Genomic DNA, 23,158 nt, shown 5'->3' with positions numbered 1-23,158 from the left:
TATATGTGGACATACGATAAGTTTTTACAGTTTCCAGTAAAGATTAAAACTCCAAATCCTAAAATGGCAAAAATTATTATTACTCAATACGGAGGACCAGATGGTGAATTAGCTGCTTCATTAAGGTATTTAACTCAAAGATTTTCCATGATTACTCCACAAGCTATAGCAACATTAAACGATATTGGCACTGAGGAACTAGCTCATTTAGAAATGGTTGGAGCAATGGTTAGGCAACTAATGAAAGGTGCCTCTCTTGAAGAAATCGAAAAAGGAGGTATGGCTGACTATTATGTAGATCATGGTAGAGGAGTATTCCCAATAAGTGCTTCAGGCTCTCCATTTACTGCTGCTTATATTCAATCTAAAGGTGATCCAATTGTAGATCTTACTGAGAATTTAGCCGCAGAACAGAAAGCAAGAGCAACTTATGAATACCTAATAAATCTAGCTGATGATCCTGATGTATTAGATCCCTTAAAGTTTCTCCGTGAAAGAGAAATTGTTCATTATCAAAGATTTGGTGAATCACTTAGAATTGTTCAAGATTACTTACAGGAGCCTCGCCTGTTTACAATGAAATAATGAGACTCTACCTTCTAATTTAAATTATTGTTTTTAGTTAGCCTATTTTAATTAGGCACACCAGTCACCTCCAATAGAGTTGGCTGATGTGCCTTATAATATATTTACAATTAACTCATAACTACCTTCTTGGTACACTTTTTATCTTAGTTATTTTCTTCTTCTACGTAAGTAATGTTGCCATCAAAAATATAATTAAGTGATGTTTTTGTACCCTCTAGTGTTAACATCATTTTTTCAATTACAACTTGTTCATCCTTGTTTGTTGTTATCGAAAGTTTTTCACCTTCATTAACTTCAGATTTTAATCCAAATTCATATATAAAATCATTTATGAGTCTTACCCATTCAGATGTATCATTAGAGATTACTTTCTCCCTCTTTACGAAATCTTTTAACGTTTTCTCTAATTGTTTCTTAGTAAATCTTAGTATATTTGCCATTGTTATTCCTCCTATTTTAATCTTAATAAAAAAAGATGCGACCTATGAATTCCTCCTGCGGGGCACCAAATAAGAGTTTAAAACGTGAAATTCCATTAAGAAATTCTAATCTTTTGCCAATATAAAATTCTCTATCACTCACATTCGGCTTGCGCCGGTTCGCTAGCCTTCCTTCCGGTCAGGCTCACGAGAATTTTATATTGGCAAAAGAAGAATTTTAAATGGAATTTCAATGTTTCTGCTCTTCTTATTTGGTGCCACTCTCTGAGAAATTCATACTATATCATATTTACGCTTAGATGTATCTATTATTGCTAGTATGCATAAACTATAAAAAAGTTACCCACATTGTTTTCCGAATGCTGTTTCCTATACAATAAAAAAAAGGATGAAGATTTACTTTCATCCTTTTTTACTACATGTTGTGTGTTATATTATGCTTTAACTTCAGCTTCAGCTTCAGGAGTTACTACTTCAGCAGCAGCTTCTTCAACTGTTTCTTCTTCAACGATTTCTTTCATTTGTACTATAGCTGCGTAAACTTCATCTTCATTATCAGTAATTTTGATTTTAGCATCTAAATCAAAATCTGCCATTGTAATTGTATCTCCAAGTATCTTTTCTGATACATCAATACTTACTCCATCAGGCATTAATTGCATATTTCCATAAACATCTATTTCAGATTTATAAACATTTAATTGAAGTTGGATGTCTAGTAATGCTTCTTCACCCTTAAATGTAATAGGTAATTGAACCTTTATTTCTTGATCTGCAGAAACAAGTTGTACATCTATATGGTTAATCATTGCTGTTACTGGATGTCTTTGTATTTCTTTAACGAATCCGAATTTAGTATCTTCTCCGTATTTAATCCATACTTTAGCATTTGAACCATGTTTTCCAAGAATTTTTCTAAGTTCTACTGTTTCAAATTTTACAGCAGTTGCTTCCTTAACTTTACCACCATAAAATACTCCTGCAATAAATCCTTCTTCTTTAAACTTCTTATTTCCTACAGTTCTTTCAAATGCATTTAAAATTACTTTTTCCATAATAATTCGCTCCTCTTGGCTTATAAAGCCATTCTGTTTATTCTTTTGCATACATATGTTACCAATAATAATTTCCAGTTAAATTTAGGTTGAACTTTAAAATAATTTGTTTTTTAACCAACAGTACTTGAAAATTTAATATATATAATTATAAACATTAATAGACAACACAAACTACTCTGCTGCCTTTACCGTCATTGTAAATACATATGTTAGATTTCAATGTTATATCTATTATTTATATAAACAAATAAAAAACCAGCATCACTACTCAAAAGGTAACATTAGTAATCAAAACATAATTTCATTATAACATATTATAACACACATTAGCAATCAGAAGTTGTCTACTCTTCCATCACTTTTACGACCATCTACTTAAATGCATTTATATAGTGGCTTATACTCTTAAAATAAAAAAAACTATTGTTTATAAATTGTATATAAATGATATACTAAATGTGTATAAATACTTAATTGGAGGGGTTATGTTGTTTAAATATAAAAAAATACCATATATAGAGTTTGTGCCTATAATCATAATTACTTTTCTTCTTTATAAAATAGTAGTTAATCTTGAAAATATATATTCCATGTTTTTAAATTTCTTTTCTTTACTTAGTTATTTTATATGGGGGTTTATAATAGCTTATTTACTTAATCCACTTATGGTGTATATCGAAAAGGAAATTAAGCTGAAAAGAATTTACAGCATAAGCATAATTTACACATTATTTATAGGTATAATACTCCTTATAGTAATTTTAGTTACGCCTAATGTTATTAAAAGTGCAGTTGATTTATTTAATAATATACCCCATTTTGCAAATAGCGCATATAACTGGTCAACTAATTATTTGAATCAGAGTGAACTAATGAATAAATATAATATAAGTTCTTACTTTGAAAATTATCTTAAAACTTTTAATAAAGATATATCTACATATTTCACTCCAGGTTTACAAATTATAATTGATAACTTAATGGGCATAAGCTCTATGTTCATAAAATTGATGTCTGGCATTGTAATCTCAATATATTTATTATTTGATAAAGAAGCCATTATTCACAATCTTAAGAAATTTATTTATTGTATTATTAATGAAAAAGCTTCAATTAATGTAATACATTTCTTAGGTATAGTTAATACTACATTCAAAAAATATTTTGTAGGGAAAATGATTGATTCTATTATTTTTGGTATTATCACCTTTATAGGATTTATTATATTAAAAATTCCTTATGCACTTCCCTTTAGTTTAGTTATAGGGGTCACAAATATGATTCCTTACTTTGGGAACATTATAGGAATGATTCCTGCCGTTATAATAACAATTTTCTTTAACCCAATAAAATCTGTAGAGATAGTGTTATTTATTACAACTTTAAGCAATATCGATGGATGGTTCATATCCCCAAAAATTATTGGGGACAAGGTAGGCATTAGTCCACTACTAATAATCCTAGGAATTGTACTAGGTGGAGGTTTGTTTGGAATTGTAGGGATGTTACTTGGGGTTCCAGTTATTGCATTAATTAAGAATTTACTTGAAGATTTTATGGATAAGAGTATTAAAAACAAACAAATTGATTAACTATATTTTCTTATTTGTATCTAATTTATAGGAAAGCGCCAGTGACACTATTGCAATTAGTATAAATGTTATAAATACTTGGTGAAGTCCTGAGTTTAAAGATGACTTTATCTGCTCTATACCTATACCACTACTCAAAGCTTGCTTAGAATACAAATTGTTTGGTTCTATTCCATTTATACCTAAATTATTAAAATATTTAACTATGTTGGTATTTAATATTATTCCAAAAAAACTTACTGCTATGGTTTGTCCTAGTGTACGCACTAGAGAATTCGCTGCTGTAGCTACCCCTCTTTTATTATATCCCACTGACTCTTGTACTACTATTGTTAATGTTGTAAAAGCTCCTCCAAAACCAAATCCCATTATAAAACTATAAGCTATGACTAGTACTAATGATGATTTAATACTCAGAGCAGATAAAAACACACAACCTATAAGTATAATCAAACTCGAAGATGCGATCACTATTCTTTCACCATACTTAGGAATAGCTTTAGACAAAACAAATGAAGTTAAGAACCATGAAATAGACATCGGTGCCAAAGATACGCCAGAAACAGTAGGTCCAAAGCCTAAGACGTTTTGCAAGTATAAAGGTAAATATACATCTATGCCTATTAATATCCCCGATGCTAAAAAACTTATAGCATTTACAACGTTGCTATTTTTAGTGAAAATTTCGAAGGGTATAATTGGCTCCTCTACTCTTTTTTCAACATGATAAAACAAAATTAATATAACAATAGTAGCTGCTATCGATAGTACAATATTACTTTTTTCACCAGATAGGATACCAAGCAAAAATATTATAATTGCCATAGAAAATAATATTGTGCCTAAATAATCTATCTTCTGTTTCTTTCTATCGAAGGTTTCATTCAAATTCTTTTGCAATAGTATTATAGATATTATTCCAAAAGGAAGATTAATAAAGAAAATCCAATTCCACGAAAAATTTTCTATTAAAAATCCACCTAAAAAAGGTCCAGCCAAACTTGCTATTCCCCATACTGTACTAAGCCATCCTTGTACTTTTGGCCTTTCACTTGAAGAGAAAATATCACCTATTATGGTATAAGTAATAGTAAATATTGCTCCTGCGCCAATTCCTTGAACCGCACGAGACGCTATAAGCTGATACATACTTTGTGAAAACCCACAAAGACAGCTACCAATCAAAAAAATTATTATTCCAATAGTGATAATGTTTTTTCTACCATATAAATCAGATAACTTTCCATATATCGGTGTAGAAATAGCTGATGTCAATAAATAGGCAGAAAAAACCCAACTTATTAGCTCGAATCCATTTAATTCTTTAACTATTGTAGGTATCGCTGTAGTTACAACTGTACCCTCTATAGCTGCTAAAAACATTGCCACCATTAATGCAACAACTATAGTTCTTTTTTTAGATTCCATCCTATGTGCCACCCCCCTTTATTTTAATATTCCAAAAAAAAAGCACTATATATATAATATCATATACAGCACTTTTGAGCACTTGTTGATCAGCTCTTCTTAAATGTCGACTTCACCGATCGCTTTAGCACATCAAAAAAACTTAACGAATTAACCATACGACTTGGCTCAACATATTTTCGAACAGCACGAAGTACTTTTTTTGGTTCTTTAGACGAAAAAATATAGGTAGCATTTTTTTTCGTTCGAATGGCATATCGTGGAATCCACTTTCCCTTTAGCAATACTGACACGATGACATTGTCAACCTCTTCCCATGGGATTTGAATATATTTACGAGGATCACGAGAATTATAAAACTCAAAACCTTTGTCGCCGATCATTATTTTACCATACTCTGTAAAACCCGTTAAAGCTGTTGCATCGATTACTAGATCCACCTTTGTATTGAGTGATTGAACCATACGATCTACCTCTTTTCTATTTATCAAATTTCACAAAATCATTGTTGATTATAATATACCTTCTTAAGATGTAATAATCAAGTGCTGCAAGGCACAACCGTCAAAAACAGTTTTACTATACATAAGATTAAATCATCTCCTGTGGAGCTTCAATAATCACATAAAAGGTAATAAAAAAACCTAGGCTAAAAAGCCCAGGCTTGAGTAACAATATTACATTAAACCGATTAAGTGGAAAACAATGCCTACTGCGAAGAGTCCAAAAATAATTGTAATTGGAGATACTTTCTTCTTAAGCAACCACATACAAAGTAATGTCAATAATAATCCTGCAAGTCCAGGAATTAAAGAGTCCAAGTTATTTTGTAATGTTGTAACCTTAACATCAGTTAATGACAAACCACCTGCTTGTTGCAATAGAGCTTGTTTAATACCTTCTGCTCCTGCAGGAAGTTTGCTCCAAACAACGAATGCACCGTCAGCTAACTTAACGGATGATACTGTTGGTGCAAATACAACGGATACCCATCTGTTAACTAAAGATCCCAAAATGAACATACCAAGGATGGATGCTCCTTTTGTAACATCTTGTAGTAAACCACCTGATACATCATCAGTAATCTTAGAACCTGCTTTGTAACCAAACTCTTGTGTATACCACATAAATGACATACGGATGACATTCCAAGCAAGGAAAAAGATTATTGGTCCAAGTATGTTACCACTCATAGCAAGAGAAGCAGCTAATGCCCCTAAAATTGGTCTAACTGTAAACCAGAAAACTGGATCACCAATGCCCGCTAAAGGTCCCATCATACCAATTTTAACACCTTGAATAGTTATGTCATCAATTGGTAAACCATTAGCACGGTCTTCCTCTAAGGCTAATGTTACACCAATGACTGGTGATGCTACATATGGGTGAGTGTTAAAGAACTCCAAGTGACGTTTAAGTGCTGCTGCACGATCTTCTTTAGTCTTGTATAATTTTTTGATTGCTGGTATTAATGCGTATGCCCAACCACCGTTTTGCATTCTTTCGTAGTTCCAAGATCCTTGAAGAAAAAATGAACGGAACCAAACTGAAATACGATCTTTTCTTGTTAATTTAATTTTATTTGCCATTTTCGTGTCCTCCCCCTTTCTTAGTAAGTGTCAATAATATCGCCTATTGGATCACCAGTATTTGAGCTTCCACCATTACCTGAGCCACCTTGTTTAGTAAGCTTTAAGTAAATAAGAGCCACACATACACCGATTGCCCCTAGTCCGATAAGTGTAATTTGTGAAATAGTTGCAAGTACAAACCCAATTGCAAAGAATGGCCATACTTCTTTTGTAGCCATCATGTTGATTACCATTGCATAACCAACAGCTACAACCATTCCACCACCGATTGCGAGTCCACCTGTTAACCAAGTAGGCATAGCTTCAAGTATTGAACGAATTGGAGCAGCACCAACTGCTAAGATCAAACCTGCTGGAATTGCAATACGAACACCCTGCATACAAATAGCAATGATATGCCACATTTCAACTTTTCTGAAATCTCCTTCTTTAGCAGCAGCATCCATGAAATGTACAAACGCTGTAGCTATCGTACGACAAAGAATTGTTAATAATAGCCCTGCAACTGCTAGAGGAACTGCAATAGCAATAGCTGCTGGAACTCCAGCTCTACCTTGACCACCAAGAACTAAAATAATTGCAGATGCAATAGATGCAAGCGCTGCATCTGGTGCTACGGCAGCACCGATATTGGCCCAACCTAAAGCTATCATTTGAAGAGTACCACCTAAAATTAGGCATGGTAGTAAGTTACCTGTAACTAAGCCGATTAACGTACAAGCAATTACTGGTTGGTGGAATTGAAATTGATCTAAGATACCTTCCATACCAGCTAGAAATGCCACGATAACGACTAATATCATTTGGACAATATTTATATCCATGATTATTAATCCCCCTTTTTCATTTAAATAGTTAAATTATTTTAGTTTATTTAATTCACTTTGTGCTTTTTTAAGAATTTCTGCCATATTTCCTTTTGAATCATTTGGAACTTTACGAACATCAAAAGTAAGTCCAGCTTCCTTAAGCTTATTGAAGGTATCAATATCGTCTTGATTGAAAGCAAGTACTTTGTTTGGTTGAACTTTACCAGTCGCATGAGCCATAGATCCAATATTGATTACCTTAAGTGGTACTCCACCTTCTACTGCTCTAAGTACATCTTGTGGATTCTCAAAAAGAAGTAATGCACGTTGCCCACCAAAATCTTGATCATTTTTTGCAAGTTTAATCATTTGATTAACTGGAACAACATGAGCTTTAACGCCAGGAGGAGCAGCTTGTGTTATAAGCTTCGTACGAAGCTCATCTTTGGCTACTGCATCTGAAACAACAATAATCCGCGAAGGTAGCACATCTTTTGACCAAGCAGTCGCTATTTGTCCATGAAGTAAACGAGAGTCAATACGAGCTAAAACATATTCGAATGATCCAGGTGTACCTGCATTAGACCGCCCAGCCGAAGTTGCAGAAGCTTTACCATTATCTGCTGGTTCTAATTCTTCTGGCTTAACTTTAACTCCTTCTTTAGCTGGTCTTAAAATATAAGCCGCAATTTCCTGTGCAGACTCCATTGAAGAACGTGACGCATAAGCTTCAATAACCATTGGTAGATTCATACCAGATACTATTGCCCATTTGTCTTTGTGTTCTTCAAATAGACCATTTGCTTGGTTGAATGGTGTACCGCCCCAAAGATCAACTAAGAATAAAACCTCATCTTGGTTGTCAAAGGATGCAATTGCATCTTTCATTTTTGCTTTAAGATCATCAGGGCCTTCACTAGGCATCAACGTAACAGCTTGCACGTTTTCTTGCTCTCCGAAAATCATAGCACCAGATTGCAAGATGCCTGTAGCAAATTCTCCGTGACTCGCAAGAATTATTCCTACCATCTTTATACCCCCTATTTTTTATTTGTTACAGTAAAATCTATAATAAAGTTTCGAAAAACCTGTAACCAGAATTAATAATTATTATATTTCAATTAATTTATGAATTGTAATGAAATTTGATAATCTTATAGTTTTGACATTAAATCTACTTTTGAATCTGATGAAATTTTTCTTATTTCTAGTTCAATGCCTTTTTTATTTAATTTTTTAAAAGCCTCAATATCTGTACCATCAACTGATACTACATTAGTTATTTGTTTCTTTCCCTCTTTAAATGACATACCACCAATATTTACACTCTTTATGTCTACTCCACCTTCAACCATTCTTACAACATCAGTTGGATTAGTGAATAGAAATAGAACTCTATCATTTTGGTATCTCGGATTTTTATAAACGCTTATTGCCTCATCAATTCCTACAACATTTGTTCTAATCCCTGGAGGTGAAACTTGCTCCAAAAGGATCTTTCTAATTGAGTCTTTTTTCACATCATCATTACATACAATTATTCTTTGGCATTTTGTGTATTTCGACCAAATTGTCGCTACTTGACCATGTATTAATCTATCATCAATTCTTGCTAATGAAATTATCATTTTATAATACCTTCTCGTTACTATTGTTTTCATTATCTTTGCTACTTTTCAAGGTTTCTTTTAATGATTTTATTCCAAGCTTACCTGCACTTATTGCTATTTGGGCAAGTTCACCTATAGTTGAATCTTTTCTAGCATAAAACACATCAAGCAACATAGGTATATTTATTCCACTTACTATATCCATCGCATCTTCTTTTGGCACTATTCTACTAGCTACATTAAAAGGACTTCCTCCAAATAAATCTACCATAAATAGAACACCATCATCGCATTTCAAAGATTTCATACCAGCCTCATATTTTTTCATTAAATCATCTGCGCCCTCTCCTGGCAAGAAAGTTATCGCTACAACATTTTCTTGTTTGCCTAAAATCAGTTCAGTAGTTTTTAGTAATTCTTGCGAAAATTTACCATGAGTCCCGACTACTATAGCAATCATTCAATTAGACCCCCAATTCAAGTAATTAATACTTTCTTTTATGTATATTAACATAGCAACATCCATGCCAATATAGTGTATCAAAATATATTTATCTTGTTAATCCCCTAATTAGTGGGCATTACCATAATTATTATTTTATTATATAATTTTATTAATACACTATTTATTTCTTTTAATACTGTATTAATAAGATTAAAGACATTCATATGATGCATCCCTAAATTTCTATGCATATTTCAATATATTTACAATTATTATATTGTCGTTAAATTAATTTAAACTTTATCTAAAATGTCATTAGGTTCCTCTTGAAGAATTTCACAAATATAATATATCTCATCATCTATTAAGCTAATATTGAGCGTTTCCTTAAATTCATTAGCCGCGTTTTCAACATATTTTAAAACATCTGGATTTATGGTACTTTCATCTCCATTATAAGTAAGTGGTGCATTTATAACCATTCTCTCTAATGCACAACCTACATGAAGCATTAATTTAATTTTAAAAGCATTACTAAAATTCATCGCAGCTACTTTTTCTAATACACTTGTAAAATTCGTTAATACACTAATAACCTTATGTGGGTTTAGATATGTTAGGAACTCATTTAAACTATCTTCGCATAGTTCCTTAACCACTATATTTTCTTCTTTCCTATCTGTAGGTATATTATTTTTCTGTATTATATTCATAAGTCGTTTTTCACCATCACCACCGATAAGATTTTCTAATGATATAAACGGTGCATCAATTTTAGGGTCCATAACACCTACAGAAGCTAGAATAGTATAATTATTTAATAAATTTTCTAAATCTTCTTTTATATTCATAATCCCTATAGGTATAACGTTTATTTCATCTCTTGTTATATTAATTACAATATTATGAACTAATTCTTTAAGTTTTTTTGCTGTTCCCTCACCGGTTGAACAAATAGTTATTATAGCTGCACTCCTTTGCACCAAAGAATCTTTAGACTCTTTACTGTAAAGCCCATAACCTCTAAAGTCTTTTAATGAATCATATAATGTATCTATATCCATATCAAGCATATTAGCCTTTCTAACCGCTTCAAGAACTAATGCCGTTGATACCATATCAATAGTTTTAACCCTTATGCCTGTTTTCTCCATTATTATACTATCAAAACTAGTTAGAGAACCCATATCAGCAAGTATTAGTACACCACGTCCCATATCAATTTCATTAACCTTCTCTATTATATCTTTAAGCACTCTCTTAGGACTTACATCCAGAGGCATATCTATACTTTCAACAACTCCCTCACCTAAGAGATTTTTAGCTACATTGACCATAGAACTGGCGCTACTACTGCCATGCAATGTAACTATTACGGCTACCCTTTCATTGTTTTGTTCTTCTTGCACTGAACTAATAAGAAGGGTTAAATAAATCACTTCCATATCTGGTACTATAATATTATATTTTTCCTGAATAAGATCTTTGATTTTAAGCGATATATTAAACTCTTGGGGTTTATCATTAATTATATTTTTTATATTGGTGTATTGTAAACTACGTCTGCTATCTATTCTTTTTAAGAATGCACTAAGATGTAGACTAAAAGCGTATAAAAACCTTTCATTAAATTTTCTTTTAAGTTCTGCTTCTACAAGGTCTCTAATCTCTTCTGCAAATTGAAGAGTATCTTCATTAACTAGTTTTAACATTTTTTCTCTACCATGAGCACTATTAATACTCTTCTTATAAAAACTTTTAAGATGGATGTTAATATCAGTTGTTATAAATTTTTTTATATATTCGTCATCTGCTCCTTCATCCTTTAAAATAGCTGCCTTATCTTCAATAATTTTATATAAATTAAATGTTGGCTCAGACGAATCCTCATCTATTAGAACCTTATAACCTTGTGGTAATACTACCATTTGATCATCAAAATACTTAGATAACTCTTCCATATCTATTTTTTTACTACTTGAAGAAAACAAACCATTTTTTATGTCAGATGGTAACGATTTAAAATCTATCTCAATAAAATCTTTATTATTTATACTATTTAAAAATCCAGTAGCGCACACCAATTGTATATTAGATTTCATCTGGCCAATATTTCCATAGGATGCACTTTCAATAATTGCCTTTACAGCCTCAGCCTCTACCTTTATTGGCTTGTTAACTCTATGAGCTTCATTTGTTAAAAGAAATTTCATTATATTAAATTTATCCTTACCTGATCTTTCCTCAAGTGAAGGCAACGATATAACTATAGGAATTCTACGTACAAAAGTCTTTAAGAGTGATGATGCAGGATTTTCTGTTGTTGCTCCTATAATAAGCACCGTAGATTTTCTGTTTCTTTCCGTCTCGCCAAGTTTGTTATAACTTCCAGTATCTATGAAATAAAATATCATTTCCTGACCTTCTGGTGGAAGTCTATGAATCTCATCAAGAAATAAAATACCTCCATTAGCCTTAGCCACAAGACCTTCTTTCTCAACATCCGCCCCTGTAAATGCACCTTTTATATGACCAAATATATGTGATAATAAAAGCTGAGGGTTATTATAATAGTCTGCACAATTAAATAGTACAAAAGGAGCATTAGCTTCTAATCTTTTAACATATATTGCGTATTTATACATCATATTAGCAAATAATGTTTTACCAACTCCCGTAGGGCCTACTATAAGTGTGTTGAGTCCATGTGGCGGATAAAGTACAGCCGCTTTAGCCTGTTCAATATGAGTTCTTAAGCTGGTATTATATCCTATAAGACTATCAAATGGGTTCTTTTCTACCTCATCGACCTTCTCATCACCTAAGAGTTCATGAAAATCCTCAAATACTAAAGGTCCAGATTGCAGTTTGTATTCTAAAAGCCTCTCTATATTTTTCCTGTCTAAGAATAGTACAGGCCTACCTTTTATTTTTATTATTTTATCTTCTCTAAGTAAATTATTAAGTTCAAGGCTTACATTATTTCTCATTATAGACAGATCTTTTGCTATGTGACCCGCACTAAAACCTTTCCCTGCTTCAATATCTTTTAAAAGAAACACTTTAGATTCTTCAACTATGTAATTATATATTTTATCAATCCTTCTAATAACTATCACCTTACCTATAATAAATTATTTTATTAGTTTTATATTTAAATGATTTAAACTTACACACACTCTCTATTATAATACTCTTTTATTGATACACTATTCAATAGCGTATTAACATTAAAGACAAATAATTAAATTTTATATGACATAGTCTTTTATAACGATTTTTCATTACCCTTTATAAATAAAAAAATCCTTGTAACATATACGTTACAAGGATTTTTTCTATTAAAATTGGTTATTTTTATTTAAATGATCTAATCTAACATTTTTTTTCTTAAGTTATCAACATTTTTGTCTTCTTTATTATTTTGTAGCATCATGTATAAGTAAATTGGAATACCAACAAGCATAAGTATAAATCCAAACATTACAACCTGTGCGCCAGTTCCATAAATTGCATATATCGTATATCCAAAAGCAAGCAATGCTACAAATGAATTTTTTAAGAAATTCCATATATTAAAGTCTGGTGAATGTTTCTTCAAAAGCACTATATCTGCTGCTGCGCAAAAAGCATAAGCAGGCAAAAATGCCAATGTAGCAAGTAATAACATAAAGTTAAACGCTGCATTTAATGAACCTACATAGTTTAATATAAGAAGCAAATTAGCTGCAACACCACTAATTAAAAGTGACGCAACTGGTGTCTTATATTTTGGATGTATTTTTCCAAATACTTTTGGAAATAACTTATCCTGAGCTGCGCCGTATGAACTTCTCGCAGTGGTTAATATCCATCCTGCAGTAGCTCCTAGCGTTGAAATTATTGCACCTATTGCTATAAAGTTTCCACCCCAAGTTCCACCTGTCGCAGCGTTAATTATATCTGCAAGTGGGGCTTTCGACTTAGCTAATGTTGCTTGATCTAAAACACCCATTGCAACTATTGAAACAACTAAATATATAGTTGCAGCAATTAAAGTACCATATATTGTACTTTTTCTTATATTTACTTTCGGGTCTTTAATTTCTCCTGCTGGTACTGTTGCACTTTCTATTCCTACGAAAGCCCACAACGCAATTGCAATCGCTGCTGGTAATGTATTCATTCCCGAAACTTCAGCGCTGGAAACCGTACTAAGCATCTCCGGGTTAAAATGAATAGCTGCAATAACAACAAATACCACTAAAGCACATACCTTTAATACTGTTGTTACAATAGTGATCCTACCTGCTCCTTTTACGCCAAGAATATTTATAATGGTAAAAAACCACAATACTCCCGAAGTTATTAAGAATGCTGCCAACGGCGTGGCCGCACCTGGAAAGAAATATGTAAAATAAAGCATAAATGCAGTTATTATAGCCGCATTTCCAACCCAAGCACCTACCCAATAAGTCCATGCAATTAGAAATCCAGCAAAATCACCAAATGCAGCTCTAGTATACACAATTGGTCCTCCGGTTCTTGGCATAGCTGTTCCAAGACTTGCAAAACTTAAAGCAATTAATAATGATCCTATGGCTGTAATTACCCATGCAATTATAGCCGTTTTAGGATTTGATGCCGCGGCTAGAGATGCAGCTGATGTGAATATACCTGAACCTACACAGTTACCTACAACTATGGCAGTTGCCGCAGCAAGTCCAAGCTCTCTCTTTAGCTCAACTTTACCCGAATCAATAATATTATTATTTTTATCCATAAAAGAGTACCTCCTATATAATTGAACATAAAACATTATAGTTGAACATAAAAAATTATAATTCAACATAAAACACTATAATTGAACATAAAACAATTTACTATTTCGATATATATATTCATATTCATTTTCATTTTTAAACTTTCAAATATAAATATATCATATTATCTTAGTAAAAACGATTAAATTCAGCATATGTTTATCATAAAGTTACATATTTGCTCTTATAATGTCGAAAATCAATACTATATATTCTAATTCTTCCACATTAAAATTATTCTAACAAAATTTGCTAGTGATTTACCCATTAACTCATGTGTCTTTAAACTCGGATGACCGCTAACACCATAACCATCACTCTCAACTTGATGATCAAATTCTAGAAAGTATATCCAATCGTTATTATCTTTACTTATATATTCAACAACATCATTTTTTATATAATCCTTTGATACCTCTAAAGCATTTCCTTCGATTACAGGTCCTACGGAGCAAATCACCTTGGCCTCCGGATAGTTTTTATGAATCTTGTTAACTAAATTAATATATGCTAATGTAAACTCTTCTCTATTAGGAATAAACCCATCGCTAAAATCATTAGTTCCAAGATTTATTACTACTACTTGAGGAATAAAGTTTTTAGCATCCCACAATGAATAGTTGTCTGGAAGAATACGCGAGTATATTGGAGGAAGTATATTAGATTTGTCTCCATCATAACTTCTTATTAATCCAAACCCTGAACGTCCAACAATTATATGTTCCGCGTTTAGGTACCTTGCCGCAATAGATCCATATGATAAATATGAATTGTCATATTTAGGACTGTATTCTATATCTTTATGCGTCGCTTCATTTCCAAAACCACAACTTATAGAGTCTCCAATAATTTCTATTCTTCTTTTTAATGGCACAGGTGACGAAAGTATATTACCTTTAGCAAAATCGAGCCCTAAAAACTGAGCAGTTCCTAAGTAAAACTCTGTACGAACTACGATACTTACTTCGTGTTCTCCTTCCACCAAATTCGATGATAATAAAAACACTTTTTCTTCACCTTCACCTAACTTTAAAGAATCAATTATAACCTTTCCATCTATAATTATAAGAAAATAATTATCTCCAAAAGATCTAAGTTTAACGCGAACACTACTACCATAGAACTTTGCATAAATCGTGCTTGCTGACCAAGCAAATTTTGGTCCCGCAGCTTCACTAAAATCAAATCTTCCTATATATCTTACTCCTGGCTGTCCACTATTTTTTGATTCATGTGTTATAAACTCACTCATTTTCTCCCCCTTATGATACTATTCCAACCATAGCTAATCTAAAATTAGTTCCACGGCTACTATATATCACTTTAAGCTCAAATTTATGTTCTAAATCACCAAAATCATCACCAATATAGGAAACTCTATACCATCCATCATTTCCACACCAATCAGGACAATCCCATTTCATTTCATACCATTCTCCATAATCTATTCGATACGTAAAATCTGTTGATGTTTTCCCAAAATCAAAACCTAGTATAAGACCTCTTCCAGTAAATAAAAAAGATAATTCTGCTCCTATAACTGTAGTCTCGAGAGCTTGATCCATCCATTGAATTGTTGTACATCTCCTCATTGTCCAAGGACCTTTTAACTCTACCTTTGAAAGCGGTAGTATATACGCTTTCTCCCAGTTATTTTTATTATAAGGCTCTGGAATTATATACTTTAAATCGCTTGTATTTGCTGCTGATTTAGTAACTATTTCTTTTTCTAAAAATTTAATTACACTTTGACCATATGTATAGCTCCCTCTAAGGTCTGGATGAAGTCCGTCTGGAACCCATTCCTCCATCCGCAAAAGGCCTCGCATTACTTCATCTAGTGCATAAAGTCCCATCCATACAGAACTTATGTCATAATGATTAGCTAAAATTTCGAATTCATTGATGCTTGAAGGTACCTGACTATTAATCATCTCATCATACATATCATTGCTATAAGTGTATGTTAGAACTAAATCACTTTTCCCTGAAGATAGCAACTTTCTTAAAAGTCCTTTCCTAGTTCTCATTCTTTTTTCAGTTACCTGCTCATTATCATTTACAGCAAATTCAACAAAAATTATATCGCAATTTCTGGTAATTATATCTCTTTTTGCTCTAAATACAGCAAGATCACTCCCTGTAGCACCAATAGCAGCATTTTCAACAATTATCTTCACATTTGGAAACTTATCCACAAACCATGCCGTTACTGGTTCAGGCCATCTATTTCTACCTCTTGAGTCAGTTATTGATCCTCCTATAAATCCAATAGTTAGACTCCCCCTTTTAATAGCCGCAAGTGTTCTTGTAAGTTCTCCACGATACTTAAACACTTCTAATTCCATTTTAAACACCCCTTTTAGTGTCATAAAAATCTTTTATTATTTTCTCTGCTGGTTTCCCATAAACTCCGTAACCATTATCATCTTTGGCCTCATTCTCTTCATATAGCTTTGACTGCCAATCCCATAATCCAAAACCTTTTACCCAGGTCATATCCCTAGTTTTTTCAAACATAACTTTATAGTATTTCGCTTGTTCCTCTATGCTTGATCCACCTATTAGTTCCCAATCGTTAGGAATTAGTGAAGAACCTACTCTGCTTGGACATCCAGCTTCAATAAAAAAAAATGGTTTATTATATTTCTCAACTACTTTTTGTATACGTTTTAATTGATTATCCCAATCATCAATAGGATAATATCCACTAGAAGATATAACATCTACAGCATCCCACCACTTAACCTGATCTTCTTGGTATTTATCAGTATTATAAGTAACTAACCCACTATAAATTTCCTTTACTTTTGAAACTAAAGATCTAAATTCCTGTTCTCTTTTTTGTGCTTGCACCATTTCACACCCAACTACAAACATAAAACAACCAGTCCTCCCAGCTATTTCTGCATAATGAGTAATAAATTCATCATAACTTTTAAACCAATCACTCCATTTCGGTTCACAAGGTACATCTATGTCAAAAAAATTTATATGAGCTCTCCAAGTACCATCTTTGCAATTTACAGTTGGTTTTAATATAACCCTCATTCCCATATTATGAAATTTATTTATTACCACAATTAACTCTTCATCACTAACTGTATATTCACCCTCATAATTAATAAAAGTAGATTGCGCTTTATCTTGAATTCCAGCCGGCGCTAGTACTACCGAATTTACTCCAGTACGTTTTACAAGTAGATTTAGAGAGTTTAACGCACCTTCTATAAGAAAGTCTCCCCTATGATTAAATGCTCCCCAGGTAAAACCTTTGATATATTCCATTATATCGCTCCTTTATATTTATAAAAAAATCCTTAAATCTCAAGATAAAACGATTTAAGGATTTATGATATAATTATTTGATAAACATTAAAAACTATCTATATTCCTCTGCATCTCCAGGTGCTAATTCAGAGTTAGCTTTTATATATTCTACAAGCTCATCTACCTCACAGTACGCAACTGCAAGATAAGTATCAGCCGCTCCGTAATATATAGCAATTCTTCCAGTTTCTGCATCATGAAGTGTAGCACATGGAAAAGCTACATTTGGTACAAAACCTGTAGTTTCATATTTCTTCTCAGGTGTAAGAATATAGTCTCTTGTTCTATATAAAACCTTAGATGGGTTATTTATATCAAGTATTGCTGCTCCAAAGCTATATACAAATCCATTACAAGTTCCTGAAACACCGTGATAAAATAGTAGCCATCCGTCAGTTGTTTCTATTGGTACAGCGCCAGCTCCTATCTTAGTTGCTTGCCACCATCCAGCTCCTCCTTTAGCCATAACTCTTCTATGTCTTCCCCAATGAACTAAATCAGGACTTTCACTTATGAAAATATCACCAAAAGGAGTATGTCCACTGTCACTAGGTCTACTTAACAACATATATTTATCATTTATTTTTCTTGGAAATAACACTCCATTTCTATTGAAAGGGATAAATGGATTCTCAAGTCTAGTAAATTCCTTAAAGTCTTTTGTCATTCCTATTGCAAGAGCAGCCCCTGCAAAATCTGAACACCATATTATATAGTATGTATCTTCTATTTTAACTAGGCGAGGGTCATAAGAATATGATGGTTCATATGAAATTCCTTGCTCATCAAACCAATGAATTTCTTCATTTTCAATTTCCCATTTTAAACCATCCTTGCTACGTCCTATGTGCAATTGTGGTTTACCATGTTTATGGTCCGCTCTAAATATCCCTATAAATCCATCACCATAAGGCACAACTGAGCTATTATAAACACGAGCAGTCTTTGGAGTTGGGTTCCAACCTATAATAGGGTTTTCATCATGTCTCCATACTACATCTTCACAACCAGCTGGCTTGTCCTGCCAAGGCATATTTTTCATAACATCTCCAATTATTTTAACTTTACTCATTACATAATCCCCCTTCTATATTTCTTTTGATAAGTTCTATTCTTTGCTGTACGCAATCGCATGAGCGTAATGGATCTGCTGGCGTTCCAAATGCATATTCTAATAATAAATCAGTAGTTGTTGTTGCCACATGAATTCTTGTATCACAAGATGCATAATATATAAACACATCTCCATTTCCTCTTACAATAGCTCCATTTGTAAATACTACATTGGATACATCTCCAACTCGTTCTTCACCAAAAGGTGCAATTAAATATCCACCTGGAGCTGCAATTATTTTTTCTGGATTAAGTAAATCAGTTACAAACAGATAAATAACATATCTAAGTCCTGCGGCTGTAATTCTTACCCCATGAGCAATATGAATCCAACCTTTTTCAGTCTTTATAGGAACACACCCAGCTCCATTTTTGGATTCAGTAATTGTATGATACTGTCTTGGGCTTAATACAATTTCTTTCTCAATTACAGGCTTCTCCATAGTATCACTATAACCAATGCATATTCCGCTTTCGCTTCCCGTGTCAATAAATCCATCCATAGGCCGTGTGTATAACATATATTTACCATTCACAAATTCAGGATGCAGAACTACGTTTCTCTGCTGAGGTGAAGGAGTTTTAAGGTTCGGCATCCTCTCCCAACTTTTCAAATCTTTTGTTCTTACTATGCCAGCTTCTGCAATTGCTGAAGAAAGATCACCACTTGTTGCACTCGTATCTTTTCTTTCTGAGCAGAACACGCCATAGATAAAACCATCTTCGTGTTTAGTTAATCTCATATCATATAAATTAGTTTCACCAGGGCATGTATCTGGAATTACTACAGGGTAGTCTATAAACTTAAAATTATCAATTCCACTATCACTTTGTGCTATTGCAAAAAAGGATTTACGATCAGAACCTTCCATTCTTGTTACTAAATATAATTTACCGTTTAATTCAATTGCTCCAGGATTAAATACGGCATCAATCCCTAAAGTTTCAATAAAATTCGGGTTAGATTCCTCATTTAAGTCATATCTCCAACTAAGTGGCACATGTTTCCTAGTTAATACAGGGTAATTATACCTCTTATAAATTCCATTGTACTCCTGGGACACTATATTCTTTCTGCTAATGAGTTTATTGTATTTTTCAAGTTCCTTAATATATAACTCCTTCACTGCTTTTCGCCACCCTTCTTATAATTTCTATACACATTCTTCCATTATGATATGGACATTTCCAAGGTTCAACAATAGGCAAATTATTAATAGGGATATTATTCTCATCAAGCTTCCAATACCATTCACTGCTATCCTTCTTATCAACAAGAAATTTTTTAATAAACTTAAACATGTCTTGCGATGCTCTTAAGTATTTACTATCTCCTGATTTTTCATAGGCATTGTAAAAACCTACAATCGCTTCAGCCTGAACCCACCATACTCTCCCAGCATCCGTAATTCCGTCTACTGTTTCGTTAATTACCCCTAATGGAGAATACGCATTTTTGTAAATATTTTCAGCAATTTTAAGCGTATACTCATGTGTGCTTTCAATTAAATCCTTGTCCCCTAATAACTCCGCAGCTCTGTCTATGAGCCATGTACCTTCAATATCGTGACCATAAGATTGCAAATCGATAGTCTCATTCCAATTTTCATCGAAAAACACCTTTAAAGCATGTTTCTCCTCTGAGTATATTTTATTTTTTATTAAATCCAAAAGGTAATATAATCTTTTAGCAACAGTATCATCCTTAGAAACTTCATACAGAAGTGTATAAGCTTCAAGTACATGTAGATGTGTGTTCATAGTTCTATCTGATATTACATTATTTTCACTTAACATTTCATTTTCTTTTTCATTCCATATCCTATCGAATTCTTCTAAATAACCATTAGAATTTCCACATTTTCTTTCTATTAAATCAAATAGTTTTTTTGCTTTATTAAGGGCTTCTACTTTACCTGTTGCCTTATAATACTGACATAAACCATATATACCAAAAGCCTGATTATATATATGTTTTCTATTATCAGTAGGTTTTCCTTTGTAATCGACCATCCAATATAAACCTTCATATTCATCGTCGAAAAGCTTTGCATTCATAAAATCGTATGCATGATCGGCTAGTTTTAGTGCTTCTTCTTTTTTTTCTAAACAATATACTGAAGAAAAAAACCATAATATTCTAGTATTTAAAATAACGCCTTTCTCTGCCTCTTTGTTAATCTTTCCATCATAGCCTACATATCCATAAAATCCACCATTTTCATAATCAGCTAGATTACTCCAAAACGGAAAAATGCGTTCATCTAATTCTTTTTGCACTTCATGTGATAAATTTAGCATATAAAATTCTCCTCTCTAATTTATTTTAATTTATACCTACTTAACCGATCCAGCTACAAAACCGTTGTATATATACTTTTGCATAGATAAAAATGCTACTAAAGTTGGAATAATAATTAAAATAACACCTGCACATATTACATTCCACTGTCCACCGTACGGTCCCATAAACTTATAAAGTGAAGTTGATAAAGTTTGAAGTTTTTCATCAGGCATATAAAGAAACGGAATATAAAAATCATTATATATTGTTACTCCACGAATTATTGCAACTGTCGCAATTGCTGGTTTCAAATTTGGAAGTATTATTCTGAAAAATATAAAAGGGTAGGAAGCACCATCTAGTTTCGCTGATTCATCAAGACTTACATGTATCGACTCCATAAATAGCAGCATAATATACAAACTCATTACATCTGCTCCAAGATAAAGAGCAATCGGAGCCCAAATTGTACCAACAAGACCTAAAAAACTAACAATTTTATAAGTCGCAACCTGAGTTGTAACCATTGGTATAAGCATTGCTACAAGGTAAGCTCCAAAAATCAGTTTTTTACCAAAGAATTCAAATCTGCTTAATACATATGCAACCATTGCTCCAAATAGAATTGTACCTAACAGTGACATTCCCATTAGAAATAGCGTATTTTTGAGTCCTGTAATCATTCCACCATCAGTAAATGCTGTTTTAAAATTATCGAAATATAAAAAACTATTAGGTAAGTCAAGTTTACCTGATACATTAAACTCGCTGCGAGTTTTAAAAGCGGCAAATAATATAACTAATACTGGTGCTATAACAATAATGGCTGCGAGTATTAAGGATAAATACTTAATTATAATCATAATAACATGACTGATTTTCTTAGATCCATAATTTGTTTTTTCCATATTAATCTGCCTCCTTAAAAAATGTTTTCTCAGCAATTGTTACTGCTGCAACAATTAAGAGCATTATTACCGCCATTGCAGATCCGAGTCCTACCTGCTGGAATTTGAAGGCAGTATTTACAGTCTGAATAACAAATGTGTTACTTCCATTTGCTCCACCTGTCATTATATATGGAATCTCAAATACACTTATTGCTCCAGATATAGCTAATATTAAATTTAATTCTACAATTTTTTTAACACTTGGCAATATTATGTATTTTACTTTTTGCCACTCATTAGCTCCATCTAAATCTGCTGCTTCCATTACTTCTCCTGAAATAGACTGTATGGCTCCTAAAAATATTATAAAATTAAATCCAACATACCTCCATACAGAAACTGTTGCCAATGAGTAGTTTATAATATGCTCATTTCCAAGCCATTGCTGAACATATTTTCCCATACCTAAAATATTTAATATGCTATCAAGTGTTCCATCAGGTCTTAAAAAGAAAACAAATATTAAAGATATTGCTACACCATTAAGAAGATATGGAAAGAAGAGTATAGCTTTAAATAAACTTTTCCCTTTCATTTTTGCATTTAATAAAACAGCAAAATAAAATGCAATGAACAATTGAAGAAACCCACCAACAAAATAGTAAAGACTATTTTTTAAAGCTACAAAATAAATAGGATTTTTAAATATTTCTATATAATTATTAAAACCAACCCATGTTTTATTGATACTATATCCATTCCACTCTATAAAACTATAATAAATCATACTTATTGCAGGCATAAATGTAAAAACGGTTAAAAAAAGCAACGGAATTAATAGGAACATAAAAATTACTAGTTTTTCTTGTTTTTTATAACTGAGCTTTCCAAACATCTTTCCACGACCTTTTTCCCATATTTTAAATAAATAAGGGGGCAAACCCAATGTCATTAAGTTAACCATCTTGTGACAAATAGAATTATAGCCAATTGAAAGTATGTATGCTTCTAATTGGCTTTTTTCTTTTACAACTATTATTTTTGGGCATGCAAATAAGACAGAGACATTTCTCCGTCAAAAAATATTTTTATTAGTGATTCTTTATGCTACTCTATATAAGAAGCTAACTGACGATTTGGTTCTGACTTTGCGAGGGTCTCTTCTTCCATTTCGTAT

At 32.4% G+C, this 23,158-nt stretch carries 21 protein-coding genes; 2 read left to right on the top strand and 19 right to left on the bottom strand.

The window, feature by feature from the left end; genetic code table 11:
* Nucleotides 1-3: 3 nt before the first annotated feature.
* On the top strand, nucleotides 4-585 hold the full coding sequence (locus tag KPL55_RS11570) for a manganese catalase family protein (protein ID WP_216306873.1): 582 nt from the start codon (nucleotides 4-6) through the stop codon (nucleotides 583-585).
* 146 nt (nucleotides 586-731) lie between these two features.
* On the opposite strand, the gene KPL55_RS11565 is transcribed toward KPL55_RS11570, so the two are convergent.
* On the bottom strand, nucleotides 732-1,028 hold the full coding sequence (locus KPL55_RS11565) for a hypothetical protein (protein WP_216306872.1): 297 nt from the start codon (nucleotides 1,026-1,028) through the stop codon (nucleotides 732-734).
* 434 nt (nucleotides 1,029-1,462) lie between these two features.
* Nucleotides 1,463-2,083, bottom strand: a complete 621-nt coding sequence (locus KPL55_RS11560) for a 50S ribosomal protein L25 (RefSeq protein ID WP_216306871.1) — start codon at nucleotides 2,081-2,083, stop codon at nucleotides 1,463-1,465.
* A 488-nt stretch (nucleotides 2,084-2,571) separates the two neighbouring features.
* Here KPL55_RS11560 and KPL55_RS11555 point away from each other — a divergent pair, with 488 nt between their 5' ends.
* Nucleotides 2,572-3,678 (top strand): AI-2E family transporter, encoded by a 1,107-nt coding sequence (locus KPL55_RS11555; RefSeq protein ID WP_216306870.1) that lies wholly within the window; start codon nucleotides 2,572-2,574, stop codon nucleotides 3,676-3,678.
* On the opposite strand, the gene KPL55_RS11550 is transcribed toward KPL55_RS11555, so the two are convergent.
* The 17 genes from KPL55_RS11550 to KPL55_RS11470 form a co-directional block, all read right to left on the bottom strand.
* On the bottom strand, nucleotides 3,679-5,106 hold the full coding sequence (locus KPL55_RS11550) for an MDR family MFS transporter (protein ID WP_216306869.1): 1,428 nt from the start codon (nucleotides 5,104-5,106) through the stop codon (nucleotides 3,679-3,681).
* An 89-nt stretch (nucleotides 5,107-5,195) separates the two neighbouring features.
* Complete coding sequence (locus KPL55_RS11545; protein ID WP_216306933.1) at nucleotides 5,196-5,570, bottom strand: DUF956 family protein; 375 nt, start codon at nucleotides 5,568-5,570, stop codon at nucleotides 5,196-5,198.
* Between the two features lie 213 nt (nucleotides 5,571-5,783).
* On the bottom strand, nucleotides 5,784-6,695 hold the full coding sequence (locus KPL55_RS11540; RefSeq protein WP_216306868.1) for a PTS system mannose/fructose/sorbose family transporter subunit IID: 912 nt from the start codon (nucleotides 6,693-6,695) through the stop codon (nucleotides 5,784-5,786).
* Between the two features lie 20 nt (nucleotides 6,696-6,715).
* Nucleotides 6,716-7,522, bottom strand: a complete 807-nt coding sequence (locus tag KPL55_RS11535; protein ID WP_216306867.1) for a PTS mannose/fructose/sorbose transporter subunit IIC — start codon at nucleotides 7,520-7,522, stop codon at nucleotides 6,716-6,718.
* A 36-nt stretch (nucleotides 7,523-7,558) separates the two neighbouring features.
* On the bottom strand, nucleotides 7,559-8,536 hold the full coding sequence (locus tag KPL55_RS11530; RefSeq protein ID WP_216306866.1) for a mannose/fructose/sorbose PTS transporter subunit IIA: 978 nt from the start codon (nucleotides 8,534-8,536) through the stop codon (nucleotides 7,559-7,561).
* A gap of 125 nt (nucleotides 8,537-8,661) precedes the next feature.
* A complete protein-coding gene (locus tag KPL55_RS11525) occupies nucleotides 8,662-9,135 on the bottom strand; it encodes a mannose/fructose/sorbose PTS transporter subunit IIB (RefSeq protein WP_216306865.1) in 474 nt (157 codons plus the stop codon).
* A 1-nt stretch (nucleotide 9,136) separates the two neighbouring features.
* Nucleotides 9,137-9,577, bottom strand: coding sequence for a mannose/fructose/sorbose PTS transporter subunit IIA (locus KPL55_RS11520; protein WP_216306864.1), 441 nt, complete (start codon nucleotides 9,575-9,577; stop codon nucleotides 9,137-9,139).
* 278 nt (nucleotides 9,578-9,855) lie between these two features.
* Nucleotides 9,856-12,681: a sigma-54-dependent transcriptional regulator gene (locus KPL55_RS11515; RefSeq protein ID WP_312887274.1), complete on the bottom strand. Its 2,826-nt coding sequence runs from the start codon at nucleotides 12,679-12,681 to the stop codon at nucleotides 9,856-9,858.
* A 251-nt stretch (nucleotides 12,682-12,932) separates the two neighbouring features.
* Nucleotides 12,933-14,324, bottom strand: coding sequence for an amino acid permease (locus KPL55_RS11510; protein ID WP_216306863.1), 1,392 nt, complete (start codon nucleotides 14,322-14,324; stop codon nucleotides 12,933-12,935).
* A gap of 254 nt (nucleotides 14,325-14,578) precedes the next feature.
* A complete protein-coding gene (locus KPL55_RS11505; protein WP_216306862.1) occupies nucleotides 14,579-15,616 on the bottom strand; it encodes an SGNH/GDSL hydrolase family protein in 1,038 nt (345 codons plus the stop codon).
* 10 nt (nucleotides 15,617-15,626) lie between these two features.
* Nucleotides 15,627-16,712, bottom strand: coding sequence for an SGNH/GDSL hydrolase family protein (locus tag KPL55_RS11500; protein WP_216306861.1), 1,086 nt, complete (start codon nucleotides 16,710-16,712; stop codon nucleotides 15,627-15,629).
* A 1-nt stretch (nucleotide 16,713) separates the two neighbouring features.
* A complete protein-coding gene (locus KPL55_RS11495; RefSeq protein WP_216306860.1) occupies nucleotides 16,714-17,652 on the bottom strand; it encodes a glycoside hydrolase family 113 in 939 nt (312 codons plus the stop codon).
* A 94-nt stretch (nucleotides 17,653-17,746) separates the two neighbouring features.
* Nucleotides 17,747-18,766, bottom strand: coding sequence for a glycoside hydrolase family 130 protein (locus KPL55_RS11490; RefSeq protein ID WP_216306859.1), 1,020 nt, complete (start codon nucleotides 18,764-18,766; stop codon nucleotides 17,747-17,749).
* On the bottom strand, nucleotides 18,759-19,934 hold the full coding sequence (locus KPL55_RS11485; protein ID WP_216306858.1) for a glycoside hydrolase family 130 protein: 1,176 nt from the start codon (nucleotides 19,932-19,934) through the stop codon (nucleotides 18,759-18,761). Before KPL55_RS11485 ends, KPL55_RS11490 begins: the two co-directional genes overlap by 8 nt.
* Nucleotides 19,915-21,108 (bottom strand): AGE family epimerase/isomerase, encoded by a 1,194-nt coding sequence (locus KPL55_RS11480; protein WP_216306857.1) that lies wholly within the window; start codon nucleotides 21,106-21,108, stop codon nucleotides 19,915-19,917. The genes KPL55_RS11485 and KPL55_RS11480 overlap by 20 nt, the downstream gene beginning before the upstream one ends.
* A 36-nt stretch (nucleotides 21,109-21,144) precedes the next feature.
* The gene (locus KPL55_RS11475; protein WP_216306856.1) at nucleotides 21,145-21,999 is read right to left on the bottom strand and encodes a carbohydrate ABC transporter permease; all 855 of its coding nucleotides are present in this window, start codon (nucleotides 21,997-21,999) and stop codon (nucleotides 21,145-21,147) included.
* 1 nt (nucleotide 22,000) lies between these two features.
* A complete protein-coding gene (locus tag KPL55_RS11470; RefSeq protein WP_246599417.1) occupies nucleotides 22,001-22,945 on the bottom strand; it encodes a carbohydrate ABC transporter permease in 945 nt (314 codons plus the stop codon).
* Between the last annotated feature and the right edge of the window lie 213 nt (nucleotides 22,946-23,158).

Origin of the sequence: Clostridium lacusfryxellense, from assembly GCF_018861735.1 — a bacterium.
GTDB lineage: Bacteria > Bacillota > Clostridia > Clostridiales > Clostridiaceae > Clostridium_AD > Clostridium_AD lacusfryxellense.
The sequence above is the reverse complement of the archived record's forward strand: the minus strand, read 5'-3'. Positions and strand labels throughout refer to the sequence as shown.

What these genes read in the sequence shown, in the direction of transcription:
- KPL55_RS11570 (WP_216306873.1), top strand. Translation starts at nt 4, where the DNA reads ATGTGGACATACGATAAGTTTTTACAGTTTCCAGTAAAGATTAAAACT.
- KPL55_RS11565 (WP_216306872.1), bottom strand. Translation starts at nt 1,028, where the DNA reads ATGGCAAATATACTAAGATTTACTAAGAAACAATTAGAGAAAACGTTA.
- KPL55_RS11560 (WP_216306871.1), bottom strand. Translation starts at nt 2,083, where the DNA reads ATGGAAAAAGTAATTTTAAATGCATTTGAAAGAACTGTAGGAAATAAG.
- KPL55_RS11555 (WP_216306870.1), top strand. Translation starts at nt 2,572, where the DNA reads ATGTTGTTTAAATATAAAAAAATACCATATATAGAGTTTGTGCCTATA.
- KPL55_RS11550 (WP_216306869.1), bottom strand. Translation starts at nt 5,106, where the DNA reads ATGGAATCTAAAAAAAGAACTATAGTTGTTGCATTAATGGTGGCAATG.
- KPL55_RS11545 (WP_216306933.1), bottom strand. Translation starts at nt 5,570, where the DNA reads ATGGTTCAATCACTCAATACAAAGGTGGATCTAGTAATCGATGCAACA.
- KPL55_RS11540 (WP_216306868.1), bottom strand. Translation starts at nt 6,695, where the DNA reads ATGGCAAATAAAATTAAATTAACAAGAAAAGATCGTATTTCAGTTTGG.
- KPL55_RS11535 (WP_216306867.1), bottom strand. Translation starts at nt 7,522, where the DNA reads ATGGATATAAATATTGTCCAAATGATATTAGTCGTTATCGTGGCATTT.
- KPL55_RS11530 (WP_216306866.1), bottom strand. Translation starts at nt 8,536, where the DNA reads ATGGTAGGAATAATTCTTGCGAGTCACGGAGAATTTGCTACAGGCATC.
- KPL55_RS11525 (WP_216306865.1), bottom strand. Translation starts at nt 9,135, where the DNA reads ATGATAATTTCATTAGCAAGAATTGATGATAGATTAATACATGGTCAA.
- KPL55_RS11520 (WP_216306864.1), bottom strand. Translation starts at nt 9,577, where the DNA reads ATGATTGCTATAGTAGTCGGGACTCATGGTAAATTTTCGCAAGAATTA.
- KPL55_RS11510 (WP_216306863.1), bottom strand. Translation starts at nt 14,324, where the DNA reads ATGGATAAAAATAATAATATTATTGATTCGGGTAAAGTTGAGCTAAAG.
- KPL55_RS11505 (WP_216306862.1), bottom strand. Translation starts at nt 15,616, where the DNA reads ATGAGTGAGTTTATAACACATGAATCAAAAAATAGTGGACAGCCAGGA.
- KPL55_RS11500 (WP_216306861.1), bottom strand. Translation starts at nt 16,712, where the DNA reads ATGGAATTAGAAGTGTTTAAGTATCGTGGAGAACTTACAAGAACACTT.
- KPL55_RS11495 (WP_216306860.1), bottom strand. Translation starts at nt 17,652, where the DNA reads ATGGAATATATCAAAGGTTTTACCTGGGGAGCATTTAATCATAGGGGA.
- KPL55_RS11490 (WP_216306859.1), bottom strand. Translation starts at nt 18,766, where the DNA reads ATGAGTAAAGTTAAAATAATTGGAGATGTTATGAAAAATATGCCTTGG.
- KPL55_RS11480 (WP_216306857.1), bottom strand. Translation starts at nt 21,108, where the DNA reads ATGCTAAATTTATCACATGAAGTGCAAAAAGAATTAGATGAACGCATT.
- KPL55_RS11475 (WP_216306856.1), bottom strand. Translation starts at nt 21,999, where the DNA reads ATGGAAAAAACAAATTATGGATCTAAGAAAATCAGTCATGTTATTATG.
- KPL55_RS11470 (WP_246599417.1), bottom strand. Translation starts at nt 22,945, where the DNA reads ATGGTTAACTTAATGACATTGGGTTTGCCCCCTTATTTATTTAAAATA.